This is a genomic window from Rubrimonas cliftonensis, from assembly GCF_900107585.1.
GTDB lineage: Bacteria > Pseudomonadota > Alphaproteobacteria > Rhodobacterales > Rhodobacteraceae > Rubrimonas > Rubrimonas cliftonensis.
Genome location: NZ_FNQM01000004.1, coordinates 257,622 through 273,756 on the forward strand (window position 1 = coordinate 257,622; position 16,135 = coordinate 273,756).

The 16,135-nt window shown below is 73.9% G+C and carries 19 protein-coding genes; 5 read left to right on the forward strand and 14 right to left on the reverse strand.

Annotated elements, in window-relative coordinates; genetic code table 11:
• The first annotated feature begins 107 nt into the window (after positions 1-107).
• On the forward strand, positions 108-419 hold the full coding sequence (locus tag BLW43_RS09495) for a SemiSWEET family sugar transporter (RefSeq protein WP_217632138.1): 312 nt from the start codon (positions 108-110) through the stop codon (positions 417-419).
• On the opposite strand, the gene BLW43_RS09500 is transcribed toward BLW43_RS09495, so the two are convergent.
• Positions 390-575 carry a hypothetical protein gene (locus tag BLW43_RS09500; protein ID WP_093252320.1) on the reverse strand — a complete coding sequence of 62 codons (186 nt, stop codon included), beginning with the start codon at positions 573-575 and terminating at the stop codon, positions 390-392. The genes BLW43_RS09495 and BLW43_RS09500 overlap by 30 nt on opposite strands.
• 100 nt (positions 576-675) lie before the next feature.
• On the opposite strand from BLW43_RS09500, the gene BLW43_RS09505 reads away from it, so the two are divergent.
• The gene (locus BLW43_RS09505; RefSeq protein ID WP_217632139.1) at positions 676-1,599 is read left to right on the forward strand and encodes a LysR substrate-binding domain-containing protein; all 924 of its coding nucleotides are present in this window, start codon (positions 676-678) and stop codon (positions 1,597-1,599) included.
• Between the two features lie 61 nt (positions 1,600-1,660).
• On the opposite strand, the gene add is transcribed toward BLW43_RS09505, so the two are convergent.
• The 12 genes from add to BLW43_RS09565 all read right to left on the reverse strand — a co-directional run bounded on the left by add (position 1,661) and on the right by BLW43_RS09565 (position 13,324).
• On the reverse strand, positions 1,661-2,701 hold the full coding sequence (add, locus tag BLW43_RS09510) for an adenosine deaminase (RefSeq protein WP_093252323.1): 1,041 nt from the start codon (positions 2,699-2,701) through the stop codon (positions 1,661-1,663).
• Positions 2,694-3,584, reverse strand: a complete 891-nt coding sequence (locus tag BLW43_RS09515; RefSeq protein ID WP_245730988.1) for a phytanoyl-CoA dioxygenase family protein — start codon at positions 3,582-3,584, stop codon at positions 2,694-2,696. The genes add and BLW43_RS09515 overlap by 8 nt, the downstream gene beginning before the upstream one ends.
• A complete protein-coding gene (locus tag BLW43_RS09520) occupies positions 3,581-4,804 on the reverse strand; it encodes a phosphopentomutase (RefSeq protein WP_093252325.1) in 1,224 nt (407 codons plus the stop codon). Before BLW43_RS09520 ends, BLW43_RS09515 begins: the two co-directional genes overlap by 4 nt.
• A gap of 1 nt (position 4,805) precedes the next feature.
• Entirely contained in the window at positions 4,806-6,155 is a 1,350-nt protein-coding gene (deoA, locus tag BLW43_RS09525; protein ID WP_093252328.1) for a thymidine phosphorylase, read from the reverse strand.
• Positions 6,155-6,964, reverse strand: a complete 810-nt coding sequence (deoC, locus tag BLW43_RS09530) for a deoxyribose-phosphate aldolase (RefSeq protein WP_245730989.1) — start codon at positions 6,962-6,964, stop codon at positions 6,155-6,157. The genes deoA and deoC overlap by 1 nt, the downstream gene beginning before the upstream one ends.
• Positions 6,961-7,743 carry a purine-nucleoside phosphorylase gene (locus tag BLW43_RS09535; protein WP_093252330.1) on the reverse strand — a complete coding sequence of 261 codons (783 nt, stop codon included), beginning with the start codon at positions 7,741-7,743 and terminating at the stop codon, positions 6,961-6,963. The genes deoC and BLW43_RS09535 overlap by 4 nt, the downstream gene beginning before the upstream one ends.
• A complete protein-coding gene (locus tag BLW43_RS24290) occupies positions 7,740-8,123 on the reverse strand; it encodes a cytidine deaminase (RefSeq protein ID WP_093252333.1) in 384 nt (127 codons plus the stop codon). The genes BLW43_RS09535 and BLW43_RS24290 overlap by 4 nt, the downstream gene beginning before the upstream one ends.
• Positions 8,123-9,085 (reverse strand): ABC transporter permease, encoded by a 963-nt coding sequence (locus tag BLW43_RS09545; protein WP_093252335.1) that lies wholly within the window; start codon positions 9,083-9,085, stop codon positions 8,123-8,125. The genes BLW43_RS24290 and BLW43_RS09545 overlap by 1 nt, the downstream gene beginning before the upstream one ends.
• Complete coding sequence (locus tag BLW43_RS09550; RefSeq protein WP_093252338.1) at positions 9,085-10,191, reverse strand: ABC transporter permease; 1,107 nt, start codon at positions 10,189-10,191, stop codon at positions 9,085-9,087. The genes BLW43_RS09545 and BLW43_RS09550 overlap by 1 nt, the downstream gene beginning before the upstream one ends.
• Positions 10,188-10,757, reverse strand: a complete 570-nt coding sequence (locus BLW43_RS09555) for an endonuclease domain-containing protein (protein ID WP_217632140.1) — start codon at positions 10,755-10,757, stop codon at positions 10,188-10,190. Before BLW43_RS09555 ends, BLW43_RS09550 begins: the two co-directional genes overlap by 4 nt.
• Positions 10,754-12,286, reverse strand: a complete 1,533-nt coding sequence (locus tag BLW43_RS09560; protein WP_093252340.1) for an ABC transporter ATP-binding protein — start codon at positions 12,284-12,286, stop codon at positions 10,754-10,756. Before BLW43_RS09560 ends, BLW43_RS09555 begins: the two co-directional genes overlap by 4 nt.
• Before the next feature lie 150 nt (positions 12,287-12,436).
• A complete protein-coding gene (locus BLW43_RS09565; protein ID WP_281243493.1) occupies positions 12,437-13,324 on the reverse strand; it encodes an RNA polymerase factor sigma-32 in 888 nt (295 codons plus the stop codon).
• Positions 13,325-13,412: 88 nt separating this feature from the next.
• On the opposite strand from BLW43_RS09565, the gene cobU reads away from it, so the two are divergent.
• The 3 genes from cobU (at position 13,413) to BLW43_RS09580 (ending at position 15,563) form a co-directional block, all read left to right on the forward strand.
• The gene (cobU, locus tag BLW43_RS09570) at positions 13,413-13,949 is read left to right on the forward strand and encodes a bifunctional adenosylcobinamide kinase/adenosylcobinamide-phosphate guanylyltransferase (RefSeq protein ID WP_093252343.1); all 537 of its coding nucleotides are present in this window, start codon (positions 13,413-13,415) and stop codon (positions 13,947-13,949) included.
• The gene (locus BLW43_RS09575) at positions 13,946-14,548 is read left to right on the forward strand and encodes a histidine phosphatase family protein (RefSeq protein WP_093252345.1); all 603 of its coding nucleotides are present in this window, start codon (positions 13,946-13,948) and stop codon (positions 14,546-14,548) included. The genes cobU and BLW43_RS09575 overlap by 4 nt, the downstream gene beginning before the upstream one ends.
• Positions 14,549-14,627: 79 nt before the next feature.
• A complete protein-coding gene (locus tag BLW43_RS09580; RefSeq protein ID WP_093252348.1) occupies positions 14,628-15,563 on the forward strand; it encodes an MBL fold metallo-hydrolase in 936 nt (311 codons plus the stop codon).
• A gap of 97 nt (positions 15,564-15,660) precedes the next feature.
• On the opposite strand, the gene BLW43_RS09585 is transcribed toward BLW43_RS09580, so the two are convergent.
• Positions 15,661-16,134, reverse strand: a complete 474-nt coding sequence (locus BLW43_RS09585) for a hypothetical protein (RefSeq protein WP_093252351.1) — start codon at positions 16,132-16,134, stop codon at positions 15,661-15,663.
• Position 16,135: the final 1 nt, after the last annotated feature.

Sequence of the window (16,135 nt, forward strand, 5' to 3'; positions counted from 1 at the left end):
CCCGGGTCTGCGCGCGGCGCAAGGCCGGCGCGGCGGCGATGGCGCTTCACGGCCGATGCGCCGGTGCTATGCTGCGGCGCGTCATCGCCAGCCGGGGAGCATCCTCCGTGACCGCCATCGACATCGTCGGCTATCTCGCCGCGGCGCTGACCACCGCCGCCTTCGCGCCCCAGGTCTGGCGCACCTGGCGCAGCGGCTCGGCGCGGGATCTTTCGCTGGCGATGCTGCTGGCGCAGTCGAGCGGCAACGCGCTCTGGCTGGCCTATGCGCTGGGCGCCGGGGCGGCGCCGCTGGCGCTGGCCAACGGCTTCACCTTCATGCTCGTCGCCGCGCTCGTCGCGATGAAGCTGGCCGATCGGCCCGCTGCGGCGCCGGCGCCGATCGTCGCCTCAGCGGCGCTGCCCGCCGAACAGGGCTGAGGCGGCCGCAAGGCCCCGCCCCGCCTCGCGCAGCAGTGCGCCGCCCATGCGCCGGGTCTCGGCGCGCGGCGTGCGCGCGACGTCGCCCACATCGCGCCCGGCGCGGTCGTCCGTCATGGTGGCGGTCATGAAAGTATCGGCCCAGATCCCCAGCATTGCAGCCTCCCAGATCAACGTTTGATGTGAGCCTGTTATCGACGCACCATGGCGTCGAAGCGAGTCAGCGATTCTCGCATTCTGTAAGGTGTGGTTACAAATGGAGTGGTCGCTTCTCCCGCCGCTGTCGATGCTGCGCGCCTTCGAGGCCGCCGCCCGGCTGGGCGGCTACAGCGCGGCGGGGCGGGAGCTGAACGTCACCCACGCCGCGGTCGCCCAGCAGGTGCGCGCGCTGGAGCAGCGGCTCGGCGTGGCGCTGATGCGGCGCGAGGGTCGTGCGGTGCGGCCGTCGCCCGAGGGTCGGACGCTGGCGGAGGGGCTCGGCGCCGGGCTGGAGACGATGCGCGGCGCGCTCGGCGAACTGATGCGCGACGCCGCCGCCCGGCCCGTGCGCGTGACGCTGACGCCGAGCTTCGCCGCCGCGTGGCTGGCCCCGCGCATCGGCGGCTTCGCGCTGGCGCATCCGGAGGTGGAGCTGGTGCTGAATCCGACCAGCGCCGTCGTCGACCTCGCGCGCAGCGAGGACGACGTCGCCATCCGCTTCGGACCGGGGAGCTGGCCGGGGCTGGAGGCGACGCCGCTGGTGCGCAGCGCCGTGGTGGTCGTCGCTGCGCCCTCGCTGCTGGGGGGCCGCGAGATCGCCTCGCCGGAGCAGCTGCTGGAGATGCCGTGGATTCAGGAGGCGGGCTCGCACGAATGGCGCGTGTGGCTCGCCGCCCGCGGCGTGACGATCCCGCCTCAGAAGCGCGACATCCTCCACGCGCCGGGCTTCATCGCGCTTCAGGCGCTGCGGGCGGGGAACGGCGTCGGCATGACGGCGCGGGTCTGGGTCGCCGAGGACATCGCCGCGGGGCGGCTGACGCCGCTCTTCGACGATGCGAACGGCGGCGAGGGCGGAGGCGGGGGCGAGGGCGACACGGGCTATCATCTGGTGCGCCGCCCCGGCGCGATGCGGCCCGGCGTCGCCGCCTTCGTGGCGTGGCTGGAGCGGGAGACGCGGGCGCCGCAAGCTTGGCCGGTCTGACCGCCCTTCGCCGCCCCGACCCCTTGCCGGACTGGCTCTGGCCGGCGCGAGGCGCCGCCGCTCAGGCCGGCAGACGCGCGGAGAGGCGGGCGCGCGTGGCCGCGTCGCAGAAGGCGGCGTCGAGGCTGTCGCGGGCGATGGCGGCGAAATCCGCCTCGCCCCAGCCCCAGGCCGCGGCGGCCTCGGCGTATTCGCGGCTCATCGTGGTGCCGAAGAAGGGCGGGTCGTCGGTGGAGAGCGTCACGACGCAGCCGGCGGCGCGCAGGGCCGGCGCCGGATGCGCGGCCCAGCCCGGATAGACCCCCAGCGCGACGTTGGAGCCGGGGCAGACGTCGAGCGGTGTGCGGCGCTCGGCCAGCAGGGCGACGAGCGACGGATCCTCGATCGCCCTCGCGCCATGGGCGACGCGGTCCACGCCCAGATCCGCCACCGCGCCGCGCACGCTCTCGGGGCCGCCGAACTCGCCGGCATGGGCGGCCAGCCTCAGCCCGGCGTCCCGCGCGATGGCGAACGCGCGCGAAAAGTCCGCCGGGCGGCCGACGCGCTCATCGCCGGCGATGCCGAAGCCGACGACGCGGGGCGTGCGCACCCCGGCGATCATCTTCGCCGTCCGCGCGCAGGCCTCGGGCCCATAGCTGCGCACGACATGGGGCAGCAGGCGGCAGACGACGCCGCAGGCGGTCTCGGCGGCGTCGGCGCCCTCCTCGACCGCGGCGAGCCGCTCCGCCCATGCTCCCGCATCCGGCCCGTGCGCGGCGCCGGCGTCGAGCGGCGCCATGATCAGCTCGGCGTAGATCACGCCATGGGCGGCGCATTGCGTCAGGACGGCTTCGGCGAGCGCCCGCGCGCCCTCCGGCGCGGCGTAGAGATCGGCGACGCGGTCATAGGCGGCGAGGAAGGCGGAGAAACCGTCCCAGCCGTAGCCTCCGGCCTCGTCGAGCGGCGCGGCGGCCAGACCGGCCCGCGCCATGCGCGCCTGCGTCAGGGCGACAGGCGCGGCGCCCTCAAGATGCAGGTGCAGCTCGATCTTGGGGACCGCCGCCCAGGCCGTGTGCGCCTGCGCCGCGTCGCTCGCCCCGGCGCGCCCACGCGCTTCAGCCATCAAAGCCGCGGAACGGGGCCCCTGGCGCGCGTCTGAGCCAGTTGTCGGGCGACCAGCGCGCCGCCCGGTCGACCACATGCAGCGCATAGGCCAGCCGCGAGCGCGCCGACAGGTTCGGCCCCGACCGGTGCGGAACCAGCCCGTGCAGCAGCACCAGCGCGCCCTCGGGCGCCTCCAGCGGAACGGCGTCCGACCCGGCCCAGGTCGGGTCGTCGAACTCGTCCATCACCAGCAGGTCGCCCTCGTAATGGAAACGCCGGCGCAGCCCGTCGCGATGGCCGCCGGGCACGGCGAAGAGGCAGCCGTTCTCCCGGTCCGCCGCCTCCAGCGCCACCCAGAAGCCGACGACGGAGACCGGCACGGTGTGCAGGAAGGTCGCGTCCTGGTGCAGGTCGACCTCGGCGCCGATCTCGGGCTGCTTGCAGATCACCATGGACTGCGCGAGCAGCGGGTCGGCGAGGCCGATGTCGGCCGCCGTCTCGGCGAGGCGGGCGTCGCGGCTGAAGGCGCTGAACACCGGGTCGAGGTCATGCAGCGCATGACCGATCTTGTTGATCGCGCGGCCTTTCGGACGGTTCAGCCCGCCGTCCTCGGCGACCGCGCCCTCCTCGACGAAGAAGCGGATCTTGTCGCCGCTCTCGCGAAAGTACTCCTTGGCTGCGTGGGCCTGCGCGTGCGGCGAGAACGGTACTTTGTTCTCGTCGGGGTCGAAGGCCTCGACCAACTCCGCCACGCGGGCGCGCAGCAGGGCGCAGGCGTCCGCGGTCGCGAACTCCTCGAGAACGAGGAACCCGTCGCGCGTCCACGCTTCGATCATCGCCGCGTCGAGCCGCCCGTCGGCGGGATAGCGGAAACGCGGCGCGGCTGGCGCATCGCTGGTCACAGAAAGCTCTCCCCATGTTCGCCGCGGGCGAGGCCGAGCGCCGCGGCGGCCGTCTCGCCGACGTCCGCGAAACGGCGCCGCCCCAGCGCGCGGGGCGCGAGGCCGGGTCCGGCGCAGAGGATCGGGACCATCTCGCGGGTGTGGTCGGTCCCCGCCCATGTCGGATCGTTGCCATGGTCGGCGGTGAGGATCAACAGGTCGCCGGGGCCGAGCGCCGCCTCGATGCGGGGCAGGGCGGCGTCGAAACGCTCCAGCGCGGCGGCGTAGCCGGGCGCGTCGCGCCGGTGGCCGTAGAGGCTGTCGAACTCCACGAGGTTGACGAAGATCAGCGCGCCGTCCTTCGCCCGCTCCGGCCCCTCCGCCAGCGCCGCGACCAGCCGCTCAACCAGCGCGGCGTCGTCGGGGCCCTTGCGTGTCTCGCTCACGCCGCGATGGGCGAAGATGTCGCCGATCTTGCCGACGCCGATCACCTCGCGCCCCGCGTCCCGCGCCCGGTCGCAGAGCGTCGGCAGATGCGGGGGGATGGCGTAGTCGCGCCGGTTCGCGGTGCGGCGGAAGGCGCCGGGGGGGCCGGTGAAGGGCCGGGCGATCACCCGGCCGATGTTGAGCGGGTCGACCAGCCGCCGCGCCGCCTCGCAGACGGCGTAAAGGCGCGCGAGGCCGAACGCCTCCTCATGGGCGGCGATCTGGAACACGCTGTCGACGGAAGTGTAGCAGATCGGGCTGCCGGTCTCGACATGCGCGGCCCCGAGCGCCGCCATGATCTCGGTGCCGGAGGCGTGACGGTCGCCGAGGATGCCGGGCAGGCCGCATTCGGCGCAGAGCGCGGCGACGAGCTCCGGCGGGAAGCACGGCGCGGTCTGCGGGAAATAGCCCCAGTCGAAGTCTACGGGCGCGCCGGCGAGCTCCCAGTGGCCCGAGGGCGTGTCCTTGCCGCGCGAACTCTCCACGCCGGCGCCGAAGCAGGCGGCCGGCGCGTCGCCGCTCAGGCCCGGCGGCGCGCGGCCGGTCGCGAGCTTCGCCGCGGCGCCCAGGCCCAGACGGTCGAGATTCGGCAGGCTGAGGGGGCCGGCGCGCAGCCCGTCGCGGTCGCCGCGGCCCACGGCGCAGGCTTCGGCGATGTGGCCCAGCGTATCGGCGCCGGCGTCGCCGAAGGCGGCGGCGTCGGGCGCGCCGCCCACGCCGACGCTGTCGAGCACGACGAGGGCGACGCGCGCCATCTCAGCCCCCGCCGTTCGCGCCGGGCGGCGGCGGCCCGACGCGCCCGAGCACGGGCTCTGGGATGTCGGGCGCGGCGTCGCCGATGCGGTACGCCCCGCGCAGGGCCTCGGCGGCGCGCGCCGCCGACGCCGCGTCGGCGGCGTGGACGCGGCCGAGCGGCGCCCCCGGCCCGACCGAGACGCCGAGCCCGGCGAGGCGGTCGAAGCCCACCCGCGGGTCGATCCGGTCCTCCGCCCGCGCCCTGCCGCCGCCGAGGCCGATCACCGCGACGCCCAGCGCGCGCGTGTCGATCTGCGCCACGACGCCCTCCGCGTCGGTCGCGACGTCCTGGACGACCGGCGCGGTCGGCAGATGGGCGGTGAAGTTCTCCACCAGATCTCCCGGCCCGCCGAGCGCGCGGCACATCGCGTCGAAGCGCTCCGCCGCGCGGCCGGACTGGAGGGCGTCGGCGATGCGCGCGCGGCCGGTGGCGGCGTCCGGCGCGAGACCGGCGAGCGCCAGCGCCTCGCCGCCGAGCGCCACCGTCACGTCCCACAGCCGCGGGTCGATCTCGTGGCCGGAGAGAAAGGCGCAGGCGTTCGCCACCTCCAGCGCGTTGCCGGCGGCCGAGGCCAGCGGTTCGCTCATGTCGGTCAGCAGCGCGCTCGCGCGGCAGCCGGCGCCGTTGGCCACGCCCACGAGGCTCCCGGCGAGCGCGTCGGCGTCTTCCCGGCGCGCCATGAAGGCGCCCGATCCGCACTTGACGTCGAGCACCAGCGCGTCCAGCCCCGCCGCGAGCTTCTTGGACAGGATCGAGGCGGTGATGAGGTCGAGGCTCTCCACCGTCCCGGTGACGTCGCGGATGGCGTAGAGCGTGCGGTCCGCGGGCGCGAGGTCGGCCGTCTGGCCGATGATCGCGCAGCCGGCCTCGCGCACCACGCGGCGGAAGGTCTCGGCGTCGGGCTGCGTCGCGTAGCCGGGCACGCTGTCGAGCTTGTCGAGCGTGCCGCCCGTATGCCCCAGCCCGCGCCCGGATATCATCGGCACGAAGGCGCCGCAGGCGGCCAGCGCCGGCGCCAGCATCAGCGAGACGTTGTCGCCGACGCCGCCGGTTGAGTGCTTGTCGACCACCGGCCCCGGCAGATCCCAGGCCAGCACCGCGCCGCTGTCGCGCATCGCCTTGGTCAGCGCCACGCGCTCCGCCATGTCCATGCCTCGGAAGAACACCGCCATGGCGAAGGCCGCCGCCTGCTCGCGCGTCACCGAGCCGTCGGCGAGCCCGCCGATCAGGGCGCGGATGTCGGCCCCGGCCAGCGTCGCGCCGTCGCGCTTGGCGCGGATCACCTCCTGCGGCAGGAAGGTTCCTGCCATCAGTAGCCGCTCTCGGGCGCCGCGTCGGCATCCGTCCCGTCGAGCGCCGACATCAGCGCCGTAAGCAGGCCGCTGGCGCCGATGCGGAACTGTTCCGGGCGGATGAACGTCTCACCCATCGCGGCGGCGGCGAGTTCGATGAAGGTGCGCGCATCCGCCAGCGTGCGGACGCCGCCCGACACCTTCAGCCCGACGGGGCGCTTGGCGGAGCGGATCGCCGCCAGCATCGCGAGCGCCGCGTCGGCCGTCGCGCCGCCCTCGACCTTGCCGGTCGAGGTCTTGACGAAGTCGGCCCCCTCGTCGAGCGCGAGGTCGGCCGCGCGTCGGATAAGGCCGGGCTCGCGCAGCATCGAGGTCTCCAGAATCACCTTGAGCGCCGAGCCGCCGCAGGCGACGCGGACGGCGTGGACCATCTTCGCCGCGGCGTCGGCGCGCCCTTCGGCGAAGGCGCGATAGGGCAGCACGAGGTCGATCTCGTCGGCGCCGTCGTCCACCGCCTGGCGCGTCTCCTGCGCCACGGCGTCCACCCGCTCGCCGCCAAAGGGGAAGTTAACCACCGTCGCGACCTTCACCCGGTCCTGCGCCAGCAGCTCCCGCGCCAGCGCGGCGTAGGCCGGCCAGACGCAGACCGCGGCGACGTCGCCATGGGGAGTGCGGGCGCGCGCGCAGAGCGCCTCGACCATGCCGCGGTCGCAGGCGTCGGAAAGCTCGGTGAGGTCGAGACAGGCGAGCGCCTGCGCCGCGATCGCCGCGTCGCCGGCGCGGCCCTCGTCCCCGGCCTCCTCAGGCAAGGTCTCGCCCGGATTCACGCAAACCCCTCCGCAAAGGCGGCGACAAGGCGCTCGAAGCGCGCCGAGGCGCGGTCGGCCTCGGCTTTCGTCTGGGCGTGGGTCAGCGCCGTGGCGCTCATCCCCGCCGCGAAGTTGGTGATGACCGAGACGCCGGCGACGCGCAAGCCGCAGCGGCGCGCGAGGATCGTCTCCGGCGCCGTGGACATGCCCACCGCGTCCGCCCCCAGCATCGCGACCGCGCGGATCTCCGCCGGCGTCTCGAAGGACGGGCCCGAGAACCACGCATAGACGCCCTCGTGAAGCTCCGGGTCGAGCGCCTTGAGGCGTGCGCGCAAGGAGGGGTCGTAAGCATCCGTCATATCGCAGAAACGCGCATCCGAGGCGTCGCCTATCAGCGGGTTGCGGCCGGACCAGGCGATATGGTCGGAGATCGCCATGAGCGCGCCCGGCGGCATCGCCGGCCGGGTGGAGCCGGCCGCATTGGTCAGCAGCAGCGCCCCGACCTCCAGCGCCGCCAGCGTCTCGATCGCGCCGCGCATCGCCGCGGCGTCGCCGGTCTCGTAGTAATGCGCCCGCCCCGCCAGCAGCGCCACCCGCGCGCCTGAGAGACGCCCGACGACGAGCGCGCCGGCATGGCCCGAGACGCCCGCCGCGGGAAAGCCGGGCAGCTCGGCGTAGGGAATGCGCACGGCCTCCTCGACGCGCTCCGCGAGGCCGCCCAGGCCCGAGCCCAGCACGACGGCGAGCGCGACCGGCTCGGCGCCGGCGCGGTCGCGGATGATCGCGGCTGCGCTCACGACTTCAGGGCGAAGGCCGCCGGCAGCAGTTCGCCGAGCGTCCACCGCGCGCGCTCGCCCTCGGGGCCGGCGGCGCGGATGATCGTCTCGGAGTCGCCGAACTCGGCGATGCGCTGGCGGCAGCCGCCGCAGGGCGTGATCGTCTCGCCGCTTTCGGCGACCACAAGCACCTCGGCGATGTGGCGGGCGCCGGCGGCGACCATGGCGGCGATGGCGGAGGTCTCGGCGCACCAGCCCTCGGGGTAGGAGGCGCATTCGACGTTGGCGCCGGCGAAGATGCGGCCGTCCTCGGTCAGCACCGCCGCGCCGACCTTGAAGCCGGAATGGGGGGCGTGGGCGTTGAGGCGCGCATCGGTCGCCGCGCGGAACAGGTTGTCCATCATCGCTCCTTGAGATAAGGCGCGCCGCCGGCCTTTGGCGGGCGCGCCGCTCCGATGAAGCCGGCCAGCAGCACGACCGTCAAGATGTAGGGCGCCGCCTGGATCAGCTGCACCGGCGCCGGCCCGATAAGCGGCAGCTCCACGCCCTGCAGTCGGATCGCCGAGGCGTCGAGGAAGCCGAACAGCAGACAGGTCGCCATCGCCTGCATCGGCCGCCACTTGGCGAAGATCAGCGCCGCCAGCGCGATGAAGCCCTTGCCCGCGCTCATGTTCGGCACGAAGCCCGCGCCCTGGGCGATCGAGAGATAGGCGCCGCCCAACCCGCACAGCAGGCCGCAGACCAGCACCGCCCGGTAGCGCAGCCCTGCGACGGAAAGCCCCGCCGTGTCCACCGCCGCGGGGTTCTCGCCGACCGCCCGCAGGCGCAGGCCGAAGCGCGTCCGCCACAGCACCCACCATGTCAGCGGCGCGGCGAGGAAGGCGGCGTAGACCAGCACGCTGTGGCCGGAGACCAGCCCTGACCAGACCGGGCCGAGCACCGGAACCCCCGCCAGCGTCTCGCTCAGCGGCAGCTCCAGCGGGCCGAGGCGGGCCTCCTGCGCCAGCGGCGGGGTTTTGCCGCCCTGCGAGAACCACGCGTGGCCCAGCACCGCCGTCAGCCCCAGCGCGAGGAAGTTGATCGCGACGCCGGAGACGATCTGGTTGCCGCGCGCCGAGATGCAGGCGACCCCGTGGACCAGCGCCAGCGCGCAGGAGGCCGCCACCGCGGCGAGCGCGCCGAGCCATGGCGAGCCGGTCAGCGAGGCGGTCGCCGCGGCGGCGAAGGCCGCGCCGAGCAGCTTGCCCTCCAGCCCGATGTCGAAGACGCCCGAGCGCTCGGAGTAGAGCCCGGCGAGGCAGGCCAGCAGCAGCGGCGTGGAAAGCCGCACCGTGCTGTCGAGCAGGGCGACGAGGGCCTCCATCACGCGGCCTCCCGCCGCGCCGCTCCGGCGAAGAGCCGCCCTAGCGCGGGACGGAACAGGAACTCCAGCGCCCCGGCGAAGAGGATCACGAGGCCCTGGATCATCACGATCATGTCGCGCGTGATGGCGGGCTTCTCGAAGGCCAGCTCCGCGCCGCCCTGGTAGAGCACGCCGAACAGCAGCGCCGCCGCCACCACGCCCGCCGGATGCGCCCGGCCCATCAGCGCCACCGCGATGCCGACGAAGCCCGCGCCGCCGACGAACTCGAACAGCAGCCGGTGCTGCTCGCCCATCACCGGATTCAGCGCCATCAGCCCCGCCAGCCCGCCCGAGATCAGCATCGCGACCACCGTTATGCGCAGGGGCGAGACGCCGGCATAGATCGCCGCGTCGCGGTTGGCGCCGAAGGTCCGCATCTCGTAGCCGAGCCGGGTGCGCCAGATCAGCAGCCACACGCCCCAGGCGGCCAGTAGCGCGAGGATCAGCGACAGGTTCACCGGCGCTGAGCCCGTGTCGACGCCGATGAGCGCCATGAGACCGTCGAGCTGCGGCAGCCGGCCGCCGGCCTCGAAGGTCCGGCTCTCCGGCGACATCTGGCCGGGCGGGGCCAGCACGTCCACTAGCAGCCAGATCATCAGGCTGGCGGCGATGAAGTTGAACATGATGGTGGTGATGACGACATGGCTGCCACGCGTCGCCTGTAGATACGCGGGCACGAACGCCCACGCCGCGCCGAACGCCGCGCCGCCGAGCGCGGCCAGCGGGGCGGTGATCCACCACTGAACATATCGGTCGAGGGCGAGGCAGACGACGGCGACGCCGAGGCCTCCGACATAGGCCTGCCCCTCGCCGCCGATGTTGAACAGCCCGGCATGGAACGCCACCGCCACCGCCAGCCCGGTGAAGATGAACGAGGTCGCGTAGTAGAGCGTGAACCCGATCCCCTCGCCCCAGCCCAGCGCGCCGTAGAGCAGGATCCGCGTCGCCTCCAGCGGGTCCTCCCCGATGGCGAGCACGACGAGGCCCGCGACGAGGAACGCGACGGAAAGGTTCAGGAGGGGGAGCAGGATCAGGTCGACCCAGCGGGGGAGGGGGGCTGGGGTCATGGCGTGGCGTCATGAGCGGGTCGCGCGCCGGCGCCGACGCCCTCACCCCGACCCTCTCCCGCAGGCGGGAGAGGGGGCGACAGCCGCGCCGGCGCCGCATCTTTCCGGAACGCCCCGCAAACGGCGCCGTTCTGGCCGCTGGCGACCGGCTCTTGCGCAGCCCCCGGAGCGGCGGCGTCGCAACCGCGCCCCCTCTCCCGCCTGCGGGAGAGGGCCGGGGTGAGGGCGCGTGACGCCAGTCGCCCCCCCAGATCGGCGAGGACGCCATCCATGTTCGCGAGAACCTCGCTGTTCCAGTAGCGCGCGACGCAGTAGCCTTTCGTCGCCAGCAGCGCGTCCCGCGCCGCGTCATGCAGGCTTTCGGCATGCTGGCCGCCGTCGACCTCGACGACTAGGCGCGCCTCGGCGCAAAGGAAATCCGCGATGAAGGAGCCGAGCGGCGCCTGACGGCGGAACTTCCATCCCCCAAGCCCGCGCGCACGCAGCCGCGCCCATAGCGCACGCTCGGCGTCCGTCATCGTCCGGCGCAGCGCGCGGGCGGCGGTGGGGCGCGCCCTCGCTCTCACGCCGCCGCCCCCCGCTCCACGCCCGCCATCATCAGGCCGATCTCGGCTTCCGTGGCGTCCGCCCCCGCTTCGCCCATCACCCGCCCGTCGAACATCACCAGCACGCGGTCGCTGAGGGCGCGGACCTCCTCCAGCTCCACCGAGACGAGCAGGATCGCCTTGCCGGCGTCGCGCAGTTCGATCAGGCGGCGGTGGATCGCCTCGATGGCGCCGACGTCGACGCCGCGGGTCGGCTGGCCGACGATCAGCACGTCGGGGTCCACTGCGATCTCGCGCGCCAGCACGATCTTCTGCTGGTTGCCGCCGGAGAAGTTGGCGGTGCGCAGGGACGGGTCGGGCGGGCGCACGTCGAAATCGGCCATGTCGCGCATGCAGCGTTCGCGGATCGCGGCGCGGTCGAGAAACACGCCCCGCGTAAAACCCTTCAGATAGCCGAGCACTGCGTTCTCCCGCGCCTCGAAGCGCGTCACCAGCCCCATGCGGTGGCGGTCCTCCGGCACATGGGCGAGCTTCATGTCGCGCACCAGCGCCGGCGAGGGCGGCGCCATCTCGGGGCCGATGCGGATGGCGCCCGAGGTCAGCGGGCGGATGCCGGCGATCGCCTCCAGCAACTCGCTCTGCCCGTTGCCGCTGACGCCGGCGATGCCGACGATCTCGCCCGCGCGCACCGTCAGCGACACGCCGCGCAGACGCTCCACGCCGAGCGCGTCGACGACGCGGGCGTTCTCCACCGTCAGCCGCGCGGGTCCGGGGCGCGCCGGCCCCTTCTCGACGCGCAGCAGCACGCGGCGGCCGACCATCGCCTCGGCCAGCGCCTCGACCGAGGTTTCCGCAGTGCGCACCGTCGCCACGATCTCGCCGCGGCGCATCACCGAGACGGCGTCGGTCGCGGCCATGATCTCGCGCAGCTTGTGGGTGATGAGGATCACCGTCTTGCCCTCGTCGCGCAGCCGCCCGAGGATGCGGAACAGGTGGTCAGCCTCCTCGGGCGTCAGCACGCCGGTCGGCTCGTCGAGGATCAGGGTCTTCGCGCCGCGGAACAGCGCCTTCAGGATCTCGACGCGCTGCTGAAGGCCCACGGGAAGTTCGCCCACCACCGCGTCGGGGTCGACCTGCATCGCGTAGTCGCGCGCCAGCCGCTCAAGCTCGGCGCGGGCGTCGGCGCGGCCCTTCGCGAGCAGCGCGCCGCCCTCCGCGCCCAGCATCACGTTCTCCAGCACGGTGAACGGCTCCACGAGCATGAAATGCTGGTGGACCATGCCGATGCCGAGGGCGATGGCGGCCTGGCTGTCGGGAATGGCGACGGGCCGTCCGTCCACCCGGATCTCGCCGGCGTCGGCCTGGTAGAAGCCGTATAGGATGCTCATCAGCGTGGACTTGCCGGCGCCGTTCTCGCCGACGATCCCGTGGATCTCGCCCTGCGCGACGCTGAGATGGATGTCGCGATTGGCCCGCACGGCCCCGAAACGCTTGTCCACGCCGATCAGCTCGATGGCGGGGGCGGCGCTGGCGTGCGGCGTCTGAGACATGCGGCGGCGTGGTCCCGGTTGCGTCGCGATACGCTAGAGGGGGCCGCGTCCCATGGGAAGCGCAGGAGGCGCGCGACGCAGTGAGCGCCGCCGCGGGCCGACTGGCTGTTTCAGGCGCGGAGGCGGCCTGCGGCCCCCTCCGCCGCGCGGTCACATGGCGACCGCCAGTTCAGACGCCGCGTCGCCGAAGCGCGTCTCAAGCCGCTTCTTCATCTTGCGCAGGGCCTGCGCCTCAAGCTGGCGCACGCGCTCCTTGCTGAGGCCGAGCTTGCCGCCGAGGCTCTCCAGCGTCTCGGCGTCGTCGTTCAGCTTGCGCGCGGCGATGATCATGCGCTCGCGGGGCGTCAGGGCGTCGAACGCCTCGATCAGCCACTTGCGCGCGGTGGTCACGTCGCTGTCGCGCGACACGCTCTCGTCGGGGCGGGGGCCGCCGTCCTCGAGCGTCTCGACCCACTCGCGGCCCTCCTCGCCGGCCTGCTGGGCGTTGAGCGAGAAGTCCGAGCCCGCGAGCCGCGCCTCCATCATCTCCACGTCGCGCAGCGGGCACCCGAGCTCGTCGGCGATCTCCTGTCGGATCTCGGCGGACGTGGAGCCGTCGAGCCCCGTCCCGCGCTCGCGCTCCAGCTTGGCGCGCACCCGGCGCATGTTGAAGAACAGCGATTTCTGGGAGGAGGTCGAGCCTGTTCGAACGAGGCTCCAGTTGCGCATCACGTAGTCCTGGATCGACGCCTTGATCCACCACACCGCGTAGGTCGAGAAGCGCACGCCGCGGTCGGGGTCGAACTTCGAGGCCGCCTTCATCAGGCCCACGCCGGCCTCCTGGATCAGGTCGTTCATCGAGGCGCCGTAGCGGCGGTACTTAGCCGCCATCGAGATGGCGAGGCGCATGTAGGCGGTCACCAGGCGATGCAGGGCCGCCTCGTCGCCCTCGTCACGCCAGGCCCTCGCCAGCGCCAGTTCGGTTTCCGCGTCGAGGAGTTCGGCGGACATCGCCCGATGCGCGACCGAGCCGACGGAGCGGTTCATCTCATGCGTCATGCTTGCCTCTTCCCTGTCGTTGCGCGACCGTTCGGCCTGTCTCGAACTCATCATACGCGATGCGACCAAAGTCGGATCACAGGACTTCATGGCGACAGTTGACGAAGAAGCGGCGGATTTCCGCGTGGCGCTCGTGCTCGGCGGGGCGCGGTCGGGCAAGAGCGCGCTGGCCGAACGCCTCGCCTGCAACTCGGGGTTGTCCCGCGTTTATGTCGCCACGGCAGAGGCTTGGGACGGGGAGATGCGGGAGCGCATCGCCCGCCATCGCGCCGACCGGGGGGAGGGCTGGCGCACCGTGGAGGCCCCGCTTGAAGCGGCCGACGCGCTGGCGGATCATGATGGTCACGATATCGTTATCGTGCTCGATTGCCTGACGCTGTGGCTCTCGAACCTCATGCTCGCCGGGCGCGACGTCGAGCAGGCCGGCGCGACGCTGTGCGCGCGGCTGCCGGCGATGGCCGCCCGCGTGATCCTCGTCTCGAACGAGGTGGGGCTCGGCGTCGTGCCCGACACGCCGCTCGGCAGGCGGTTCCGGGACGCGCAGGGGCGGCTCAACCAGCAGGTCGCGGCGGTCGCCGACCGCGTGATCCTCGTCGCCGCGGGCCTGCCGCTGCGCCTGAAATGAGCGCTGCGGCGGCCTCGCGCGGCGGTCAGGGCTGGTGGTGGGTGCGCCACGCGCCCACCCATGTTCGGGCGGCGGTGGGCTGGACCGACGCGCCCGCCGACCTGTCTGACGCCGCCGCTCTCGACCGCCTCGCCGCCGCCCTGCCGGCGGCGCCGGTGGTCTCGTCCGACCTCGCGCGCGCCGTCGCCACCGCGCGCCGCATCGCAGGGGCGCGGCCGCTGCAGGCCGCCGACGCCCGCCTGCGCGAGCTGAACTTCGGCGCGTGGGAGGGCATGACCTACGACGCGGCGGCGGCTGCGCAGCCGGACGCCTACCGCGCCTTCTTCGAGACGCCGGGGCCGTCGCGCGCGCCGGGCGGCGAGAGCTTCGACGACCTGCGCGCGCGGGTCTGCGACGCCATCGAGGCGCGCAAGGCCGACGGCGGCGATGTGGTGCTGGTCGCCCACGCCGGCGCGATCCGGGCGGCGCTCGCCGTCGCGCTCGACCTTACGCCCGCGCAGGCGCTGGGCTTCGCGGTCGATCCGCTGTCGATCACGCGGCTCGACTGGATCGCGTCGGCCGGCGCCTGGCGGGTGGTCTGCGTCAACACGCGCGCGTGATGGATTGCGCGCGCCGTCATGGCCCTGTCGCGCCCGTCCGGCTATACGAAGGCGGCGCATTCCCACGGAGACCGCAGCCATGACCACGCGGAGAGACTTCCTCATGGCGGCCGGGGCGATGAGCCTCGTGCCGCTCGGCCCCCTCGGCGCCGCCACGCAGGTGGCCGGCGTCCAGCGGCGCGGCGTCGGCGGCGCGACCGTCACGGCGCTGCTCGACGGCTTCATCGAACTCGATCCGGCGAGCCTCAACGGCGCCGACGAGCAGACGCGCGCGGCGCTGCTGGCGCGGAGCTTCCTTGCGAACGGTCCGGTAAAGACGGCGATCAACGCCTATGTCGTGGAGACCGGCGGCCGCACGATCATCGTCGACAGCGGCGCCGGCGCCGCCTTCGGCCCCACCGCAGGCGGCTTCGCCGCGGTGCTTGCGGCGGCGGGCGTGGACCCGGCGGCGGTGGACGCGGTGATGCTCACCCACCTCCACCCTGACCACTGCAACGGGCTCGCCACGGGCGGCGCGGCGCTGTTTCCCAACGCCGAGATGGTCGTCCACGCCGCCGACCACGCCTTCTGGACCGACGATGCGAACTTCGCCGGGGCGGGCGAGATGGCGCAGAACTTCGCGCAGATGGCGCAGGCGGCCGTGGCCCCCTACGCCGACCGCCTGACGCTGGCGCAGGACGGGCACGCCGTCGCGCCGGGCCTCACGCTCATGCACATGCCGGGGCACACGCCCGGCCACTCGGGCCTGATGGTGAGCGACGGCGACGCGACCCTGCTGATCTGGGGCGACATCGTCCATGTCGGCCCGATCCAGTTCGCGCGGCCCGAGGTCACGCTTCCCTTCGACGTCGACCAGCCGCTGGCGGCGGGCACGCGGGCGCGGGTGATGGACATGGTCGCGACCGACGGGCTGGAGATCGCCGGCAGCCACATCGTGTTCCCGAGCTTCGGGCGGCTGACGCGGGACGGGCAGGGCTACGCCTTCCACCCCTCGCGCTGGGACTTCACGCTCTGATCGGGGCGGCGTGACCTGGGCGCCGTGATGGGGGCGTTCTGACGGGCACGCGCCCGGAAGGCGCCTCCAGAGCCTGACGGCGCTGATCGGTCCGCCTTCAGACGCCGTCCCGCGCGGCATCTGGGGCGGCGTCGTCCAGCGCGCCCCAGTCCGCGAGCGCCGCGCCGGCCGCGCGCGACAGCGCGCGCCCCGCCTGCGCCGCCGAGACCCGGGCGCAAAGCAGGGCCACGGCGGTGTCGACCTTGCCGCCGCGCTTCACCGAGGCGGGCCTGACGACCGCGCCGGCGAGCGCGGCGACATAGTCCTGCGCCTCGTCGAGGCTCTCGAACGCCTGCGCCTCCATGCGGGTCCGCCCGCCGCCCTCGGCGTCTTCGGAGACCTGCACCGACACCGCCCAGCCGACCGTCATGCGCGCCCAGAGCGCGATCTCCGCCGCCGCGCCGCCGTCGCGCACGCCGTGGCGCGCGCGCAGCGCGGCGCGCAGGCGCAGCGGCGGGGCGCCCGAGCGGCGCAGGGTGACGATGTCGCAGGCCACCGGGGCGAGGAAATCCTCTGTGAGAAGCGCGCTCATG